At 41.2% G+C, this 18,080-nt stretch carries 18 protein-coding genes and 1 pseudogene; 7 read left to right on the plus strand and 12 right to left on the minus strand.

All coding sequences use genetic code 11. The features are described from left to right. Positions 1-4: 4 nt before the first annotated feature. The gene (gene mazG / locus ACGTJS_RS04225) at positions 5-814 is read right to left on the minus strand and encodes a nucleoside triphosphate pyrophosphohydrolase (protein ID WP_315042432.1); all 810 of its coding nucleotides are present in this window, start codon (positions 812-814) and stop codon (positions 5-7) included. Positions 815-826: 12 nt separating this feature from the next. After that, positions 827-1,531, minus strand: a complete 705-nt coding sequence (locus ACGTJS_RS04230) for a pseudouridine synthase (protein WP_410472911.1) — start codon at positions 1,529-1,531, stop codon at positions 827-829. 131 nt (positions 1,532-1,662) lie between these two features. On the opposite strand from ACGTJS_RS04230, the gene ACGTJS_RS04235 reads away from it, so the two are divergent. The 3 genes from ACGTJS_RS04235 to ACGTJS_RS04245 all read left to right on the plus strand — a co-directional run bounded on the left by ACGTJS_RS04235 (position 1,663) and on the right by ACGTJS_RS04245 (position 3,911). After that, entirely contained in the window at positions 1,663-2,196 is a 534-nt protein-coding gene (locus ACGTJS_RS04235) for a YwqG family protein (protein WP_315042442.1), read from the plus strand. An 11-nt stretch (positions 2,197-2,207) separates the two neighbouring features. Further along, positions 2,208-2,810 carry an IMPACT family protein gene (locus tag ACGTJS_RS04240; RefSeq protein ID WP_410472912.1) on the plus strand — a complete coding sequence of 201 codons (603 nt, stop codon included), beginning with the start codon at positions 2,208-2,210 and terminating at the stop codon, positions 2,808-2,810. A 111-nt stretch (positions 2,811-2,921) separates the two neighbouring features. Then, positions 2,922-3,911, plus strand: a complete 990-nt coding sequence (locus tag ACGTJS_RS04245) for a YheT family hydrolase (protein ID WP_410472913.1) — start codon at positions 2,922-2,924, stop codon at positions 3,909-3,911. A gap of 13 nt (positions 3,912-3,924) precedes the next feature. On the opposite strand, the pseudogene ACGTJS_RS04250 reads toward ACGTJS_RS04245, so the two are convergent. Further along, positions 3,925-4,428 (minus strand): annotated as a pseudogene (locus tag ACGTJS_RS04250) (YchJ family protein). 32 nt (positions 4,429-4,460) lie between these two features. On the opposite strand from ACGTJS_RS04250, the gene ACGTJS_RS04255 reads away from it, so the two are divergent. Genes ACGTJS_RS04255 through ACGTJS_RS04265 form a run of 3 tightly spaced genes read left to right on the plus strand, consistent with a single transcriptional unit; the run spans position 4,461 to position 5,740 of the window. Next, positions 4,461-4,580: a MerR family DNA-binding transcriptional regulator gene (locus ACGTJS_RS04255; RefSeq protein WP_410473220.1), complete on the plus strand. Its 120-nt coding sequence runs from the start codon at positions 4,461-4,463 to the stop codon at positions 4,578-4,580. 1 nt (position 4,581) lies between these two features. Then, positions 4,582-4,992, plus strand: a complete 411-nt coding sequence (locus tag ACGTJS_RS04260) for a helix-turn-helix domain-containing protein (protein ID WP_410472914.1) — start codon at positions 4,582-4,584, stop codon at positions 4,990-4,992. Further along, positions 4,958-5,740, plus strand: a complete 783-nt coding sequence (locus ACGTJS_RS04265; RefSeq protein WP_410472915.1) for an RNA-guided endonuclease InsQ/TnpB family protein — start codon at positions 4,958-4,960, stop codon at positions 5,738-5,740. The genes ACGTJS_RS04260 and ACGTJS_RS04265 overlap by 35 nt, the downstream gene beginning before the upstream one ends. Positions 5,741-5,918: 178 nt before the next feature. On the opposite strand, the gene ACGTJS_RS04270 is transcribed toward ACGTJS_RS04265, so the two are convergent. From ACGTJS_RS04270 to cysM, 5 genes are all read right to left on the minus strand, one after another. Continuing rightward, positions 5,919-6,308 (minus strand): hypothetical protein, encoded by a 390-nt coding sequence (locus ACGTJS_RS04270; protein ID WP_410472916.1) that lies wholly within the window; start codon positions 6,306-6,308, stop codon positions 5,919-5,921. A gap of 40 nt (positions 6,309-6,348) precedes the next feature. Continuing rightward, positions 6,349-7,770, minus strand: a complete 1,422-nt coding sequence (gene mpl / locus ACGTJS_RS04275; RefSeq protein ID WP_410472917.1) for a UDP-N-acetylmuramate:L-alanyl-gamma-D-glutamyl-meso-diaminopimelate ligase — start codon at positions 7,768-7,770, stop codon at positions 6,349-6,351. Positions 7,771-7,835: 65 nt separating this feature from the next. Next, on the minus strand, positions 7,836-8,138 hold the full coding sequence (locus ACGTJS_RS04280) for a PepSY domain-containing protein (protein ID WP_315043564.1): 303 nt from the start codon (positions 8,136-8,138) through the stop codon (positions 7,836-7,838). Positions 8,139-8,270: 132 nt separating this feature from the next. Further along, entirely contained in the window at positions 8,271-9,098 is an 828-nt protein-coding gene (locus tag ACGTJS_RS04285) for a 3'-5' exonuclease (RefSeq protein WP_315043566.1), read from the minus strand. Between the two features lie 58 nt (positions 9,099-9,156). Then, positions 9,157-10,059, minus strand: a complete 903-nt coding sequence (gene cysM / locus ACGTJS_RS04290; RefSeq protein WP_315043568.1) for a cysteine synthase CysM — start codon at positions 10,057-10,059, stop codon at positions 9,157-9,159. A 140-nt stretch (positions 10,060-10,199) separates the two neighbouring features. On the opposite strand from cysM, the gene ACGTJS_RS04295 reads away from it, so the two are divergent. Then, a complete protein-coding gene (locus ACGTJS_RS04295; protein ID WP_410472918.1) occupies positions 10,200-13,388 on the plus strand; it encodes an ATP-binding protein in 3,189 nt (1,062 codons plus the stop codon). 8 nt (positions 13,389-13,396) lie between these two features. Here the strand turns inward: ACGTJS_RS04295 and ACGTJS_RS04300 are convergent, their stop codons facing one another. The 4 genes from ACGTJS_RS04300 to ACGTJS_RS04315 all read right to left on the minus strand — a co-directional run bounded on the left by ACGTJS_RS04300 (position 13,397) and on the right by ACGTJS_RS04315 (position 18,075). Then, positions 13,397-13,720 (minus strand): BolA family protein, encoded by a 324-nt coding sequence (locus ACGTJS_RS04300; protein WP_315043572.1) that lies wholly within the window; start codon positions 13,718-13,720, stop codon positions 13,397-13,399. A gap of 90 nt (positions 13,721-13,810) precedes the next feature. Continuing rightward, positions 13,811-14,626, minus strand: coding sequence for a M48 family metallopeptidase (locus ACGTJS_RS04305; RefSeq protein WP_410473221.1), 816 nt, complete (start codon positions 14,624-14,626; stop codon positions 13,811-13,813). Between the two features lie 125 nt (positions 14,627-14,751). Further along, positions 14,752-17,703 (minus strand): insulinase family protein, encoded by a 2,952-nt coding sequence (locus ACGTJS_RS04310; protein WP_410472919.1) that lies wholly within the window; start codon positions 17,701-17,703, stop codon positions 14,752-14,754. Positions 17,704-17,793: 90 nt separating this feature from the next. Beyond that, positions 17,794-18,075 carry a DUF2218 domain-containing protein gene (locus ACGTJS_RS04315; protein WP_410472920.1) on the minus strand — a complete coding sequence of 94 codons (282 nt, stop codon included), beginning with the start codon at positions 18,073-18,075 and terminating at the stop codon, positions 17,794-17,796. Between the last annotated feature and the right edge of the window lie 5 nt (positions 18,076-18,080).

Genomic DNA, 18,080 nt, shown 5'->3' on the forward strand with positions numbered 1-18,080 from the left:
GGCATTAGCTTTCGTATAATTTGGCTTTTTCCCAAAGTTTATCCATTTCTTCAAGGCTTGATGTTTCGGGGGTTTTGCCGATTTTTTCAAGCTCATCTTCAATGAAACCAAAGCGATTTTTAAACTTCATTACAGTCGTCAAAGTCGCTTTTTCGCTGTCAATACCCAATTTACGAGCGACATTGACAAGGGCAAAAAAGCAATCGCCCAGCTCTTTTTCAATCTCACGTTTTTGCGTATCGGTCGGCTTTTCTCCATCTTTTGGCAAAATTTCTTTGAGTTCGCTGATTTCTTCTTCCACCTTATCCATCGCAGACGACACATAGTCCCAATCAAAGCCGACTTTATTCGCTGTTTTTTGAATGTCTTGGGCTTGCATGAGTGCCGAGCCTGCTTTGACAACGTCCAAAATTCGGCGTTTTTTGCCACGTTTTACTTTTTCGGCATTTTCCATCGCTTTGATTTCGTCCCAACGTTGTTTCACATCGGCATCGGTTTTTAGATTCTCTTTGTCAAAAACGTGTGGGTGTCTGCGAATGAGTTTTTCTTGTAAGGTAAAAATCACGTCCGCCATGTCAAATTTGCCTTGTTCATCATACAAATGGGCGTGAAAAATCACCTGCAACAACACATCGCCAAGCTCGCCTTTGATATCTTCAATCTCGTCTGTTTGTATGGCTTCAACCAGTTCATACGTTTCTTCTAAGGCGTAAGGAATTAGGCTGTCGTTGGTTTGTTTTTTATCCCAAGGGCAGTCTGTGCGAAGGCGTGCCATTAAGTTCAATAAATCTTGAAAATCGTTGGTCGGTTGCATATTTTTTCCAATTTAAAACTGTTCAATTTCTTTATCACTCAAAAACCGACATTCACCTTTTTCCAAGCCATCAAGGGTAATCGTGCCGATACTCGCTCGGTGCAATTCAACCACTTTATTACCAAAATACGCCATCATGCGTTTGACTTGATGGTATTTGCCTTCGGTCAAAACAAGCGTGGCATGCGTTTCATCGCTAAAACTTAGTTCCGCAGGGCGAGTTTTTTCATATTCGCCTTCTAATAAAATCCCTTTTGCGATTTCTTTTATTGCAGTTGCTTGTTGTTCGTCCGTCATAGGGTCAGCAAGAGTGAGTTCATAGATTTTGGCAACGTGATGTTTTGGACTGGTAACTCGGTGCAAAAAACCGCCATCATCACTCAAAATCAATGCCCCTGTGGTGTCCACGTCCAATCGCCCTGCAATGCGTAAACTATTCCACTCAGGCACGTCAATCAGCTCGGTAACAATCGGATATTCTTTTGGGCGAAGCGTACATTCAAAACCTTCAGGCTTGTACAGCAAGATGTAGCGATTGCCTGTCGCCACCGTCAAAGGCTCGCCCGCCCATTCAATTTCGTCATTGATTTCATCAACGTGGCGACCGCCGTCTTTGATGATTTCATCATTAACGCTAATTTCGCCACGGTGTAGCACTTTTTTGGCATCGGAGCGTGATAGTTCTGTGGCTTTGCTTAAAAATTTGTCTAATCTCATGTTTTACCTTGTTTTGCAAACTTTTTAAAATAAAAGCTATTTTAACATGATTGCCAAATGTTTGATAAAATATTATGATGTTGTTGTGAAAATGATAACAATTTTTAGCAAAAGGAAAAATCTTGTCAAACATTCAAGAACTTATCAATCAATTACCGCCAGAATTATTGCCGTATAAAGACAAAATTTTGGCAACCATTAAGCCTGTTATCAATATTGATTTGTCAAAATCTGATAAATTAACCATTTATTCAAGTAAATTTGGTGGCAAGCCCTATTTGCCCAAAGAAATGGATTATCCAACAAAATCAGACAGCACGCCACTTGTCTTGCTCGCTCAAATTAACCTTGCTGATGTAGCAGTAAATGACCAATTACCAAAACAAGGTATATTGTCATTCTTCATTGCAGGTGATGACTTGTATGGACTTGACTTTGATAATAGGTTAAATCAAGATGACTTTAGGGGTTTATATTTTGAAAATATCATTACCGATGAAAGCCAAGTTTGGCAAGACTTTAGCGAAATTGACAAAAAGATTCATACAAGCGAAGATTACGAAATCATGTGGGGCGATAGTGACGTGGGTAATTTCTTTATTCACCCAGATGATTTAAAAAATAAAGATTTTAGCAAAGTTTTGTACAATTATGATTGTTATTAAGTTATAAATTAATGAGTTACTTTACCTTATCCGCCCCTTGCCAAGCCGTTTTGGAAATCAAAAAAAGCGAATTTCTCGCCTTTGCCTATCCGATAGACAGCCGTGAACAAATCATGTTCCACGTGGAACAATTACGCCAAAAATACCCAGACGCTCGCCACGTCTGCTACGGCTACATTATCGGCAACCCAAGCAACACCACATCGGCAGGTTTTGACGATGACGGCGAACCAAACGGCACGGCTGGCAGACCGATTTTAAACGTCTTGCAACACAAAGCCATTGGCAACTGCCTTGTTGCGGTGGTGCGGTATTTTGGCGGAATAAAACTTGGGGCGGGCGGGCTAACTCGTGCCTATTCACAAGCCACGCAAATGGCGGTGGATAACATGACGTTAAGCGAATTTGTGCCAAAATCTGTTGTCAAAGTGGCAACGGATTTTGCTAATGAATCGTTCGTCCGTCATATCATTGATGGCTTGGGGGCGACTGTGGTGTCAGTGGATTATGCCAAAAATGTCATATTATCGGTAGAAATTGCCGAAAAAGATATAACCAATTTAACCGAAAAAATCGGTTTTTATGGCAAATTATTACTTGAACAAGATGATTAATACCAATTTTTTTTGAAAAAATTTTGTGATAAATGTCAAAATCGGTTAAAATAGTACAAGTGTAAACTAAATTTTTACATTTATTTTTATCCATCAACACAAGTTTTTATTATGCCAAATTTACATCAATTGCCTTTAACGCCTTTTCGTCCGCCTTTTTGGTTAAAAAATCCGCATTTACAAACGATTTTACCAAAGTTTGTCAAACAACCAAAACCCAACTATCAACGAGAGTTGCATTTGGACAGCTCGGGCAATTCACAGATTGCGTACGATTTTGTGTTTAGCAACAGCGACCATACGCCCAATTTGCACAGACCTTTGGCGGTGATGTTTCACGGCTTAGAAGGCAGTAGCGAAAGCCATTACGCCCAATCATTCGCCAATGGGGCGGTGCGACATGGCTTTGATGCGGTGGTGGTGCATTATCGTGGCTGTGGCGGTGTCAAAAATCCGCACGAACACGACTACAACGCAGGCGACACAGCTGAAGTCCATCATGTGTTAAATGTTCTCAAACAGCGTTACGAACGTTTGGTCGCCATTGGCGTGTCGCTCGGTGGGAATATGCTTGGCAAATATATGGGCGAATATGGCGAGCGTGCGGTGTGTGATGGTGCGGTGGTTGCGTCTGCCCCTGTGGATTTGGCATCTTCGGCGGTATCTATGCACCGTTTTGTGGCTCGCCATGTCTATACGCCTTATTTGTTAAAATCCTTGCTTATCAAAGCCGAAGAAAAAATCAGCGAGCCTGACACTTTGGCAAAACTCAAAACTATCAAAACCTTGGATAAATTTGACGACCTTTACACCGCCCCACGCCATGGCTACAGCACAGGCGAAAACTACTACAAAACCGCCTCTGCCCTACCTGTGTTAAAAAATATCTGCAAACCGACCTTAATTATCACGGCAAAAGACGACCCATTTTTGGGAAAAATCGCCCATCAAAATGACATCTCTAGCCAAGTCCGCTTGTTATACAGTCAATGTGGCGGTCATATTGGCTTTTTACGATTTGACAAAAAAACCAAGCGTTTTGACAACACTTGGCTATCGGATACCGCTTTTGACTTTTTTAAATGGGTGGAAAAAGTTTAACGGCTAAAAAAAATTAATCCAAAAATTGCCCACAACAGCGTTTGTATTTCTCACCACTTCCGCACGGACAAGGCGTTTTTTGGCTAATATTTAGCGGTACAGTTGGGTCGAGAAAATACCACTTTTATTCGCTATCTTTACCAATTTTGACAAAAGTGGACAATTCATGATGGCAATCTGTCCCATCTGCCGTATGAAACAAGGCTTTAAACTCAACTTGGGCGTGGCGTTTGCCAAGTTTTGGCGTGTGTTTGACAACTTCTAGCCCTACCCAATCGGTTTGTTTTGCCCAGTCGCTAATCGCTTGCACGTTAAGCAAATGTTGCTCAAAAGGGGCTGTGGTTTTGACAATATAGTCAATATTTTGCCAAACAAATGCCGAGTAGCGAGACCGCATGAGCTGTTCTGCGGTCGTGGGTGCGGTGGTTTGGTTGTGAAACGGCTCACAACAATCTTGATAATTTTGGGTGGATTGACAAGGGTTTGAAACTGCTTCTTGAAATCTAACCAAATCCATCTTAGAATATCCAAATAAATAGATTAATTAGTATCAACGAAGCATCAAAACAACTAGGTGTATCTATCTCAACATTACGCAGATGGGACGAAAGTAGCATGCTTATTGCCCAAAGAACGCCAAAAGGACACAGACGTTACGATAAGTACTAGAATGACCCTAATACGTGGACACATCATCGCCCTAGACCCAACTGACAAACAAGCCACCTATTTTGCAAAGGCTTGCGGTGTAGCCCGTCTTGCCTATAACTGGGCATTAGATAATTGGCAAAAACAATACCAAGCCGATAAAACTTATCGTGATGAATGCTTGAAAAATGGCATAGAAATTGATGAAACCAAACTTAACAAACCATCACAAGGCAAACTTAGAAAACAACTAAATAGCATAAAAAGACAACAATTCCCCTTTATGCTCGAAGTAACCAAATGTAGCCCACAACTTGCCATTATGCAATTGGGTGATGCTTTTAAACGCTTTTTTAAAGGCGAAAGCAAATACCCACAATTTCGTAAAAAAGGCACGCATGATAGATTTAGTCTATCCAAACGACCAATTTAGAATAGACGGCAAACGCATAAAAATCCCTAATTTAGGCTGGGTTAAAATGCGTGAAAACTTGCGTTTACAAGGCAAAATCCTATCCGCCAAAATCTTTAAACAAGGCGGTAAATGGTTTGTATCGGTTGTGGCTGAATTACAAGACATCATCAAACCACAACCCAAAACAGACAAACAAGTTGGTATTGATTTAGGCATTACAGACCTTGCCACCTTGTCAAATGGCGAAAAAATCCAAGCACCAAAACCATTAAAAAACAAACTCAAACAGCTAAGACGATTGAATAAAAGTTTAAGCCGAAAACAAAAAGGCTCAAAAAACCGTGAAAAGGCAAAAACCAAGCTATCACGGCTACACTTTAAAATCAGTTGTATTCGTAAAGACTTTACGCACAAATTAACATCAAATTTGGTAAAACGATTTGAGACAATTTGTATTGAAAACCTAAATGTAAAAGGCATGGTAAAGAATAAAAAACTTAGCTGTACGATTAATGATTTGGGTTTTTACGAATTTAAAAGGCAACTGATTTATAAAGCGAACCAATGGGGCAAGACCATTAAAGAGTTAGACCGCTTTTATCCATCAAGTAAAACCTGTTCATGTTGTGGCTTTATCATGGATAAAGCAAATTTGACACTGGCTGTCAGATATTGGACTTGCCCTAACTGCAAGACAAGCCATGACCGTGATGTGAATGCGAGTATTAATATTTTAAATCATGCAACTAAGGTTTTAACCAATTAGCCGTAAGTTCTACGGTGATAGCCTATGGAGTTGATGTAAGTCTTAAGTCAAATGACAAGAGCAAACAACGTTGAAGTAGGAAGAAAACGCTAAAATTGCTCTTGGGTAGATTTAGGTAAGTTTTTTGGAACGGCAAAGATGATTTTTCATAGTGTGATAAAAGAAATAAATTGATGATTTAATAAGCCTTTTTTAGCTTGCGAACATAGCTCAAAGACATCATGATTGCCAACGGATAACCGAGCCAACGTAAAGGATTCAGCCAAATTCGCCATGTTGGTAAATCTTGCCATTTTTGAATTTTATTTAGCAAATAGTCTTTATCATATCCCCAATCAGGAATTATTGGGAAAAATACAAACATAAATGGAATGACAGACACAAACGCCAATAGCACATCATTTACTATCGGTTTCACATCTTGCCAGTTTGGGTAATGTTGCTGAATTTTTTGGATATATTGGGGAAACTCATCTTTTCCTAGCCCAATCTCCGTCCAAGACATACTCACATAATCCCAAATGAGCCAGCGTTTTTCCAGTTCTTGCGTGCTAAATTGCGGATTCATTATTTGCCTTTGCGTGGTTTAATTTGATGATTAATCAATCTTAATTTTGTAACGCTTTAACTAGTTTACCATGAATTCCTTCAAAACCGCCATTTGACATGATAATTACCGCATCATCATTGCCGATATTTTGGGCGATATGATTAATAATCTCATCGGTAGAAGTCATCACCGTTTGATTTTTTGCCCCATTAATCGCATTTTCAACCGACCAATCCAAATTGGCAGGTTGATACCAAATCACATGGTCGGCAAGGCTTGCTGATGGTGCAAGTAGCCCTTGATGCGTGCCAAGTTTCATCGTGTTAGAACGTGGCTCAATCACCGCCCAAATTTTGCGGTTTGGATTGGGTGAAAATCGTTTTTTTGCACCGTCAAGCGTGGTTTCAATGGCAGTTGGGTGGTGGGCAAAATCGTCATACACTTCAATGTTTTTGCCGTCTTTATCAATTTTGCCAACGAGTTCCATACGGCGTTTTATCCCTGCAAAATTTGATAAGGCTTCGCACGCTTTTTCCACACTTACGCCCACGTTGTAGGCGGAGGCGATTGCCACAAGTCCGTTGTTTACGCTGTGCAGTCCGCTCATTGACCAGTTTACTGTGCCTGTATTTTCACCATGTTTCACGTGGAACATTGAGCCGTCTTCTTGAACCAATTCGGCTTGCCAGTCGCTGTTGTCATTCAAACTGGTTCGCCAAATTGGTGTCCAGCACCCTTTTTTGATGGTGTCTTCAAGGCTTTGAGTGTCTTTTGGCATGATGATTTTGCCATTTGACGGTATCATGCGTACCATGTGGTGAAATTGGGTTTGAATGGCTTCCAAATTGGCAAAAATGTCAGCGTGGTCGTATTCTAGGTTGTTTAAAATGGCGGTGGTTGGACGATAATGGACAAATTTTGAGCGTTTATCAAAAAACGCACTGTCGTATTCGTCCGCTTCAATGACAAAATAACCTTCGCCTGTTTCGTCCGCATTTTTGCCAAGATATGAGCTGTGTTTAAAGGCGTTTTGCAAGCGTTCATCCTGTGTATTTACCAGTGGCACACCGCCAATCAAAAAGCCTGTGTCAATACCCGCATATTGCAAAATCCACGCAAGCATGGTGGTTGTGGTGGTTTTGCCGTGCGTGCCTGCGACCGCCAAAACGTGGCGATATTGCAAAACGTGTTCTGCCAAAAACTGCGGCCCTGATGTATAAGGAATACGGTTATTTAGCATATATTCCACCGCTTCAATACCACGTTTCATGGCGTTGCCGACAATCACAAGCTCTGGGGCAGGCTGTAAGTGCGTGGCAGAATAGCCTTGCATAATCTCAACGCCTGCATTTTCTAGCTGAGTGGACATGGGCGGATAGACGTTGGCGTCCGAACCTGTAACCGTGTGTCCCAAATCACGAGCAAGCAGGGCAAGTGACCCCATAAACGTACCGCAAATACCAAGAATGTGAATGTGCATAAAAAACGCCTTATTTGAATAAATAAGGCGTATTTTAACAGATTTTTTAATGATTAAATAAAAAATTAATCATCAATTCTTTCTGACAAAATTTTCAAATCTGGATATGACAATTTGATATCATATTCTTGATTATTTTTGTAGGCTTCTACGCTCAATGCAGGCTTAAAAAAATGGTCGTCAGCTTCTACATCAACCACTTGATAACCACGTTGTCGCAACATATTCACCGCTTTTTGTTGCACCGCTGGATAATTTTTGTCTTGATACACTTGACGCTCAATCATATCGTCCCCTGCCATTGCAGAAACGCTGGTAAATAATACAGGCAATACCGCCAAAGTTGCAATTACTGATTTGTTAAACATAATGTTTTCCTCTTGGTTAAATAAAAACGTTAAAATGGATAAAAGATTATCCGTTTAATTGATGTGTATAATAAACGATAAATCTTAACGTTATCTTAAGAGAGGAAAAAAAGACAAAAAAATCAGCGTTTTTTAATTCGCTTTGCCATCATGTTGTTCATTCACTACCGTTTCCGCTTTGTCAAACAACCAACCTGCCAAAAACGACTGATGTCGCACGCTGTCATCGTCATTTTTTAGGCTTTGTACATAGTCGTGGGTGTAGCCTTCCCAAGCCAAGGCTTCATCATGGGTCATTTTGCCAGTCAAAGTCAAATACCGCAAATACACAAGCCACGTATTTAACACATCGCTTTCGCAATAGGTGGTGAGTTTTTGCCACTCGCCTGCCTGCACCATCGGCACGACATCATAGCCATCAATCGTCTGTTTGCCCGCAAAACCGCACGCAATAGCCACCACGTCCAGTTTTTGATACGTGCCATTCATGGCGGTTTTTAACATCAAATCGGTGTGGCGGTCGTGGTAGCGATTGATATAATTGTTATATTTCATTTCACTGGTATTTTCGGTAAACAGTTTTGGGGCGGATAGTCCATGTTGCAAGGCTCGGTAACTCATCACAGGTATATCAAAACCCTTGCCATTCCAACTTACCAAAGTTGGCAATTTTTCAATAGCATTAAAAAACGTCATCAACATTTCGCTTTCGCTATGGCTTTGTAATGACAAAGTTTTTAACGTCATTTTGCCATTGGCGACCCAAAGCACCGACAAACAGGCGATTTTGTGCAACGGCAACGGCATAAACGGCGTGTCCGCTTCGGCTTGACGCAACTGGATTAATTCGGTCAAAGCCGTGTCATCATCAAGCTTAGCAAGCTGTGGATACAGGCGTTTTGCCACGGTGATATCAGGAATGGTTTCAATATCAAAAACCAAAATCGGCGGTGCGGTCATATTTTTTCCTATTTGTCAAAATTATTCATTATTTTTTAACTATTTTTAAAAACTTAATTTATTTGTCATCAAAACCAAACAATCCTGTAGATAAATATCTATCACCCCTATCGCACACGATAAACACAATCACCGCATCAGGGTTGTCTTTGGCAATCTGCAAACTTGCCCAACCTGCACCGCCTGACGACACCCCACAAAAAATCCCTTCTTGGCGAGCCAGTTGTCGCATGGTGATTTCGGCATCGGATTGGCGAATGTCCATGATAGTGTCCACCCATGTTTCGTTAAAGATTTTTGGCAAATAGGCTTTTTCCCAACGGCGAATCCCTGCGATATTTGAGCCTTCAGACGGCTGTAAACCGATGATTTGAATGTCAGGATTTTTTTCTTTTAAAAATTTTGCCACGCCCATAATCGTGCCAGTTGTCCCCATACTACTCACAAAATGGGTGATTTTGCCTTGGGTTTGTTGCCAAATCTCTGGGGCGGTGCTGTGATAATGTGCCAGCCAATTATCATCATTGTTAAACTGGTCTAGCACCACACCTTTGCCGTCTGCTTGCATTTGTAATGCCAAATCTCGTGCTTGTTCCATGCTGTCCACTTCAATCAAAGTCGCACCGTAGGCTTTCATCGCATCTTTTCGCTCTTGGGTGGAATTTTTTGGCATTAACAGCGTCATCTTGTAGCCCATCATCGCCGACACCATCGCCAACGCAATGCCTGTGTTGCCACTGGTCGCTTCTATCAGCGTATCGCCTTGTTTAATCAGTCCTTTGTTTTCAGCTTGGCGAATCATGTTAAGTGCGGGGCGGTCTTTGACCGAGCCTGCGGGATTATTGCCTTCTAATTTTGCCAAAATGGTCGCACCGTTTGGCGAAAAACGTTGTAATTTTACCAAAGGGGTATTGCCAACGCATTGTTCTAGGTTGGTCGTTGTGGTGATAAAGTTGTTCATAATTTGACTACTTTTTTTGTGAAAATTGGCTTATTTTAACAAACTTTGCGGTTTTCGTCATTTGCAAAACAAAGATTTTATGGCGTTTTGGGTAACAACTGGTTAAAATAATGTTTTTAATTTAAATTGGATAAAATGTTGTGGCAAAACGTTTTCGTTTGGATTTTTCAACCGCTTATGGACAGCTAATTTTATTAGTGTTTTTGCCAATCAGCTTGCTTGCGATGGTGGGCGGTGTGCTGGTGCTGTACGACACCAGCCGAGCAGGTCGCATTATCCAAAAAGCCAGTGCCGACACCTTGCTAAACCAGTCGCAGACGCTGTTGGCAGGCTGGTACAACGAGTTAGCGGTGATTGAACAAAATGTGGCAAACGACAAAAACCGCCAAAGCCAAAAAACGCCACCGCAAACTTTAAGCAAAGACGAGTTAAATAACAAACAAAATACGCTCAGCCAAAAGCTACAATTTGGCATTAACGACCGCCATTTGCAAGGCTTGATGGTTATCAATGAACAAGGTGATGTGTTGCTTCATTTTGGGGAAACTTATCCTTTACAAGTCAAAAATAAAGATTTGTCTGTCAATCAAATTTTTTTAAATAATTTGCAAAAATCGATGTCAAAACGCCAATTTTCACAAAATTTTTATCCGCAATATGGACAAAATTATTTGGGTTATACTATTGATTATTTGACCGCCCAAAATCATTATGTGATTGACACAGGTGATGGTACATTTTATTCCAAGCCTTTGATGTTAAACGCAAAAAATCACAATTTTGGCAAAATGTGGTTGATTGTTAATGTGGACAATGAACCGTTAAAAATCGCCCGTTATCAGGTGATTTTGGCATTGGCAATCACAGGTTTGTTTACTATTTTGTTGTTGCTGTTGTCTATTAACATTTATGCCAGACGTTGGATTACGCCGATTTATGAAATGCGGTTGCATTTGCAACGCACCAATGCCGAAAATCTGTACAAGCCGATGGCGATTGAGTCCAGCGGTGAGATTAATCAGTTGCAACAGGATTTGGTAAAAACGTTACGCCGATTGCACAGCAGTTTTCAAGAGTTAAAAAACCATGCCGACCAGACCGAAGACGACTTACGCCAAACTTTTGACGAAATGGAAATGCAAAACATTTCTATGCGAAATGCTCACGATGCGGCAATTTCTGCCAACCGCACCAAGTCGGCTTTTTTGGCAAATATCAGTCATGAGTTACGCACGCCTTTAAACAGCATTGACGGCTTTATCAATCTGTTATCACGGCATGGCGGATTGAACCATGAGCAAGATTTGTACGTACAAACCATTCGCAAATCATCGGCACATCTGTTGGCACTCGTCAATGATGTGTTAGATTTTTCCAAAATTGAAGCGGGCAAATTGGTGCTAGAAAAGCATGAATTTGACTTGTATGCGACCATTTATGACGTGGTTGATATGCTTTCGCCGATTGCTGCTGAAAAAGGGCTTCGCCTTGCGGTGTATTTTTATGACGATGTGCCACGTTATTTGTTGGGCGATGCGTTGCGTGTTAAACAAGTTTTGACAAATTTGGTGAATAATGCGATTAAATTTACCGACACAGGCGAAGTTATTGTGCGTGCAAGCCTTGATGAAACCAGCGATAACAACGTAAAAATCAGCATTACTGACACAGGGCGTGGCATTGATACCGCTCACCAAAAAGTGCTGTTCCAAAGTTTTTCACAAGGCGACCCATCTATCACTCGCCAATATGGTGGCACAGGTTTGGGCTTGGTTATTTCAAAACAATTAACGCAACTGATGGGCGGTACAATCGGTTTTTACGACCACCAAAGTACCAATGACAGTAGCAATAATCATAGCAATGACAATGATGTTGCCCATGCCAAAGGCTCAACATTTTGGTTTAGTTTGCCAATCGACATGAATGAACAACAAGCCAAAATCAACGAATTGCCGATGAAAGAGCTTTGGGAAATTTCAGTAAATTTGACGCACAGCAACGAAAAACCGTTACAAATATTGGTATGGATAGAGCATTTGGCAAGTTTGCAAATTTTGCGTGGCAGTTTACGCCAATTAAACGTACATATTGACACCGTTAATTCGTTAAACACCTTGCTTGATGCGTTAAATCAGCACAAACAGTACGATTGGCTGTTGATTGATAATGGCTTGTCCGCAGATACCACCGCTTTGTTAAAACAAATTCGTTTACATTATGCAGGCAAATTGGCATTATTTGGTTATCATGTCAATCTTGACCCCGATTTGTTAAAACGTTATCAAGTGCATAGCCTGTATCAACCGCTTGACCGCAGACAACTTTATCAATTATTAAACAACAACCAATCCAGCAAACCACAAGAAACACCGCCCCAAAAATGGCAAGGTTTTTGTGTGTTGGCGGTGGACGACCATGTGCCGAATTTGTTGGTTTTAGAAGCCTTGTTACAAGAGCTTGGCGTGTCGGTGGTGTCGCTTAATAGCGGATTTGATGCGATTAAATATATGCGAAACAGCCTAAAATTGAACGCCAATCCTGACAAAGCGTATCAACACATTGACTTAATTTTTATGGACATTCAAATGCCAAAAATGTCAGGAAGACAGGCATCGCAACAAATTCGCCAATTAGAACACCTTGCCAACGAACAATTTGGCACAACATGCCAAACCCCCATCATCGCACTCACCGCCCACAGCCTATCGGACGAAAGAGAAAAACTGTTGGCATCGGGCATTAATGACTATGTTGGCAAACCAATTAGCCAACCACAATTGATAAAAGTGTTAGAACATTGGCTTGCCAATAACCAAAGCCACAAAACATCTTTGACACTACAACCCACAGACGACAATGCCATAGACGACAACGCCACAGACGCAGTATTAGATGATGATGAAAATCCGTTATTGGTGATTGATTGGCAAGATGCACTTACTCGTGTCGCTGGCAAGGCGGATTTGGCAAGCAATCTGTTAAACCTAATCATAGAATCCAGCACCCAAGAAAAAGCCGAACTCACCCAAGCATGGCAAGACAACAACCGAGAAGCCATCGCCAACATCGCTCACCGCATTTTGGGGGCGAGCCGTTACACAGGCGTGCCACAGTTACGCCACGCCAGCCAACAGCTAGAAGACAAATGTTTATTAAATGTGGATAACAATTCGCCCACCCAGTTTATTTGGCTTCAGCCGTATTTTGAACAGCTGATAACCGCTTTGGACAATCTGATTTCGGTAGATTTTGACGATTATCCCATGTTAAAAAACCACAAAACAGACGACCCCAAAGAAAATGACATGGCGTGGAAAATGATGTAATCGTTGTTTTATTTATTTTGCCCTGCACAATTTGGGCTGTTTGGCACTTGGCTTAAGTTTTGCCATTCATCAGGCGTATAGGCATGAATGGCAAAAGCATGAATCGTACCGCCACCTTGTGCCAGTAAGTGATTAACCGTTTGATAAACCAACTGATGACGCTGTACCAAGCGTTTTTCAACAAAAGCAGGGCTGACAATCACCAGTTTAAAATGGCTTTCTTTGCCATCAAAATAATTGGCATGATTCATAGATTCGTTGATTAAATCCACAAAAACAGGATTTAAACTTTGTACACATTGTAAAATGTTGTCTGCTAATGGCGTAGGCATGGTTTTTCTCGCTTTTTGATAAATAAAATTAAAAAAAGGGCAAGCCATCGCCACCCTTTTTTTGTGTTTAGCTAAGATTTTTTTGACAAATTATTTTTTTGCTTGTTGATACAATGGCAAAACTTTTGGCATCATCGCTTGCAAATTGGCGATACGGGTCGCACTCACAGGGTGGGTACTCAAAAACTGTGGGGCACTGCGTCCGCCACTATTTTGTTGCATTTTTTGCCAAAGTGTAACCGCAGCATTTGGGTCATACCCAGCACGAGCCATCAGCTCAAGCCCCATCAAATCCGCTTCGGTTTCTTGGGTACGGCTGTTTGGCAATGTTAAACCCAAATCCCCTGCCAAGCCTGCGACCTGTGCCTGTCCGCTAGACAAACCAAAAACCGCCGCCCCAAGTCCAATCGCCGTTTGCGTCGCTACTTGTCTTGACATACGTTCACGAGAGTGTTCACGCAAGGCATGTGCCATTTCGTGTCCCATGATGGCAGCAATTTCAGCATCGGTGAGTTTGAGTTTTTCAATAATGCCAGAATAAAAAACGATTTTGCCACCCGGCATCACGTAGGCATTGATTTCACTACTTTCAATAATGTGGACTTCCCACGCCCAGTTACGTGCATCAGGACGATACGCCCCTGTTTGGGCGATAAGGCGATTGGCAATACTTTTTAGGCGATTTAATTGGACTTTATCCACGTCCAATTTACCTTCATTTTTGGCTTGTTGCATGGTTTTTTGGTAGCTTTGGTTTGACAGTTGCATAACCTGCTCGCTTGACACCATCAACAACTGATTACGTTTAACACCAATCGCTCCTGTGTCCGTGGTGCTAGAACAAGCCGTCAAACTACCACCGACCAAAGCAATCGCCAGCATAGGGATTGCGATTTTTTTAAACATTGTCATACGCTCCATTTTTTATTTACAATTGCCTTATTATAGTCAATTTTTGATAAAATTTTAGACAATTTAAGTATAAATTTGTTACATCTTTATCGCAAACCAACTTTTTGGCAAAAGTAAAATTAAATCACTTTTTCCAATTTAAAGCCCAATTTTTCCAGCATTTCCGCTTTATCAAACCGTGCTAAAGTCGCTTTAACACATGGCTTATCTTTGAGATAAGTTGCTGTTACACGTTGCAAATCATCAAGTGTTACCGCCAAAATCTTGGCTCGCATCGCCTGTTGCCACTCTTTGTTACGTCCGTGCAATTCAGAAAACAACGCCTTAACCGCTTCCCCTGCAGGGCTTGGAGGTTTATCCATACCCGCCATTAAGCCTAAAATCGCTTCTTCAATCCACAAATCGGTTTTTTCACTTGCTTTTTGTTCAAGTAACCAATCAATACTCGCCAAAAAGTCAGCAAAAGTCTGCTCACAGCGTGGGTCTCGGTAACTATAAAAACGGAACGCACAGCCGTTACTATCGTAGCTTGCACCGCCACCGTACGCACCGCCTGTTTCACGAATGGCTCGGTGTAAATAATTGTTGCGTAAAACGCTTGACAGCACCATTAACGCAGGGGCATCAGCGTGTTCCGCAGGAACGGCTTGAAACGCCATCGCATTATGAAAAACGTTAGTTTGTGCAAGCCAAGCGACATTGTCATTATTTACGTTAAACGTATGATTTTGCAAGGTATTTTTTGATAAATCAACCGTTTCTTTCCAACTATTACTAATAGCTGTTTTTAGCTTTTCTAAATGTTCTTTTTCAGCAATGATTAACGCTTGTTTTGGTAAGGTTTTAATATAAGCGTGCAATTCAGTTAAACGATTGGTTAAATCTTGCCAAAGTGTCGGATTTTGTTCGGCATTTTCCAAAAATTCGGTCAATTGATTTAACGCAGGTAAACCGCCACGTACATATTCTAAGCGATTGATTTTGCTCATATTTCGGCTTGCCGTTTGCAGTGCGTAAGCGTGTCCACTGTTGGTTAAGCGAGATTGCCAGCCCATTTGTTTTTGTGTTAAAAGCTCTTTTATACGGTCGGTTTCGCTAAAAATCGTGTCATTTAGCACGGTTTTTAACAAGTCAATCGCTTCTAATTTTCGGCTTAATGAACGAGTGGCGATTACCAAAAAGCTGTCCATTTTTTCTGGGTCGTTTGGCGATGTGCGTTGGCTAACACGCACGGTTACACCGCTAGAATGGCGAGCTTGCAAGGCTTGTAGACTACGAGCGTCAATGTCTTTTGTGCCAACTTCGCTGATTAACGTAAGATAAGTCGGCAAATCTGGGTGATTAATTACCGCTTCATGCTTGTCAAGTGGCAACAAAAGTTGATAATAATACAAGCCATTTGTCCCTGCTTCATATTCATAAATCACGCTGTCTTGACCGCTTAGCACGATTGGCGATTTTTTGCCTGTTTTAAACTGAATATCGGCAGGAATATCGGCAAGCCCCACTTTTGGCAATAGGTCAATATCGTCTGCTGTGGCTTGGCGTTCGGCTAAATCTTTGGCAAATTGTTGTAATTGTTCACGTTTTTCATCATTTAACGTTTGTTCAATGTTATCCAATTTTGCTTGTTCTTCTTGGGCTTGTTTTTCCGCTTTTTTATCATCAGGAATCAGTGTTAAACGCACACGGTGAGTATTATTTAACAAATGTTCATAAGTTAAATCATGGATAAATTGCGGATTTTGTACCTGTTCACGCAACCAGTTAAGGTTGTCATCAATATCCCACACATCAACAGGATTGCCGTCATGAATGGCGGTGCTAAAACCTTCCAAAATCAAGTTCAAGCCGTACGGCATACTGTCGCCACCGATATGGCGTTGGTCAATCTCAATTTGGTGTAAAATGGTTTCAATCTCTTCGGCAGAAATTGGATTGTCGGCAACCTGTCGCAACACGTCCAAAATGCCGTTTTCAATCTCATCAGCATGCTGACTTTCCGAGCCACGCACCCCTGCATAAAACACCATTTGATAATGACTATCATCAAGCCCTAACAGCGGTGATGGTGCGGATGCAAGCGGGTGGCTTTCCAAAAACGCACGCAATGGTGAACCCGAATGCTCTACCAACACGCCCTCAAGCAGTCTCAAGGCAAGGCGTTGTTTTGCGTCCAAAATCGTTGGTAACAGCCATGCCACAACGTGATGCGTTTGTTTTGGTTTTAGGCTATCTACGCTGTAAGTTTCAGTAACTTGAATCGGTTTGGTTAATTTTTGTTCAAGTAAAGATGCGTGTTTATGCCCTTTGCCAAACGTTTTTTCGCCAACAGCTAACGCATCATTATGTAGTTTCTCTTGAATATCTGTTAATTCAATATTGCCAAAACTCATCACCACCGCATTGCTTGGGTGGTAGTGGCTTTGGTGAAATTTTACCAAATCATCATGCGTTAAATCGGTAATCGCAGATGGTTCACCGCCAGAATTATAGTGATAAGTGGTTGTTGGAAACAGATGACGAGCAAGCGTATGATAAAGTTGGTCAATTTCGCCACTCATTGCCCCTTTCATCTCGTTAAACACAATGCCTTTAAAAGTCGGTTTGCCATTGTCATCAAGCTCTACACGAATGCCTTCTTGGGCGAAATCTAGCGGATTTAAGTTCGGAAAAAAAGTCGCATCAAGATAAACCGACAACAGATTAAAATAATCTTGGCGGTTTTGCGTGGCAAACGGATATGCCGTCCAATCGGCGGCGGTAAAGGCATTCATAAAAGTATTAAGCGAGCGTTTAATCATGCTAAAAAATGGGTCTCGCACAGGGTATTTTTGCGAACCGCACAGGCTAGTATGCTCTAAAATATGGGCTTCGCCTTTATCAGTCATCGGTTGGGTGCGAAAGCCGATTAAAAACGCATTTTCATCGCTTGGGTGAGCTAGATGATAGTGAATTAGCCCTGTTGCGATGTGTTCGCTCACAATAATATTGAGTGATAACGCATCAATGGTGTGGGTATTTAACAGTTTAAAATTTGGGTTTAACGTGATGTTTTGATTATTTGGCATGATGTTCCTTGATAAATGATTTGTTTTTATTATTTAAAAAAAATTAAACATGATAAAATATAAATTAAAAAATTATGTAATATGCTATTATCAAATTTGCCATTGGGCTTCAAATTCAACGCCCGCCATACGGTTAATATGGTTTAGCACCACTTCTTGAAGTTTTGGTTGGCTTTCTTCATCGTTGGTTGTCAAAGTTGCCAACAATTGTTCGTTATCAGCAGACAGTATGACTTGGTTTTCTTCTGAAAAAGGAATGATGGTTTTCTCGCCTTGGTTGACAATATCAAATTTGTGCGACCAATGTTTTGCCAAACGTCCAATAATACGTTCGCCATCTTGGGTATTTAAGATTAATTTACTTTGATACATGATAT

Origin of the sequence: Faucicola mancuniensis, from assembly GCF_046523945.1 — a bacterium.
Taxonomy (GTDB): domain Bacteria; phylum Pseudomonadota; class Gammaproteobacteria; order Pseudomonadales; family Moraxellaceae; genus Faucicola; species Faucicola mancuniensis.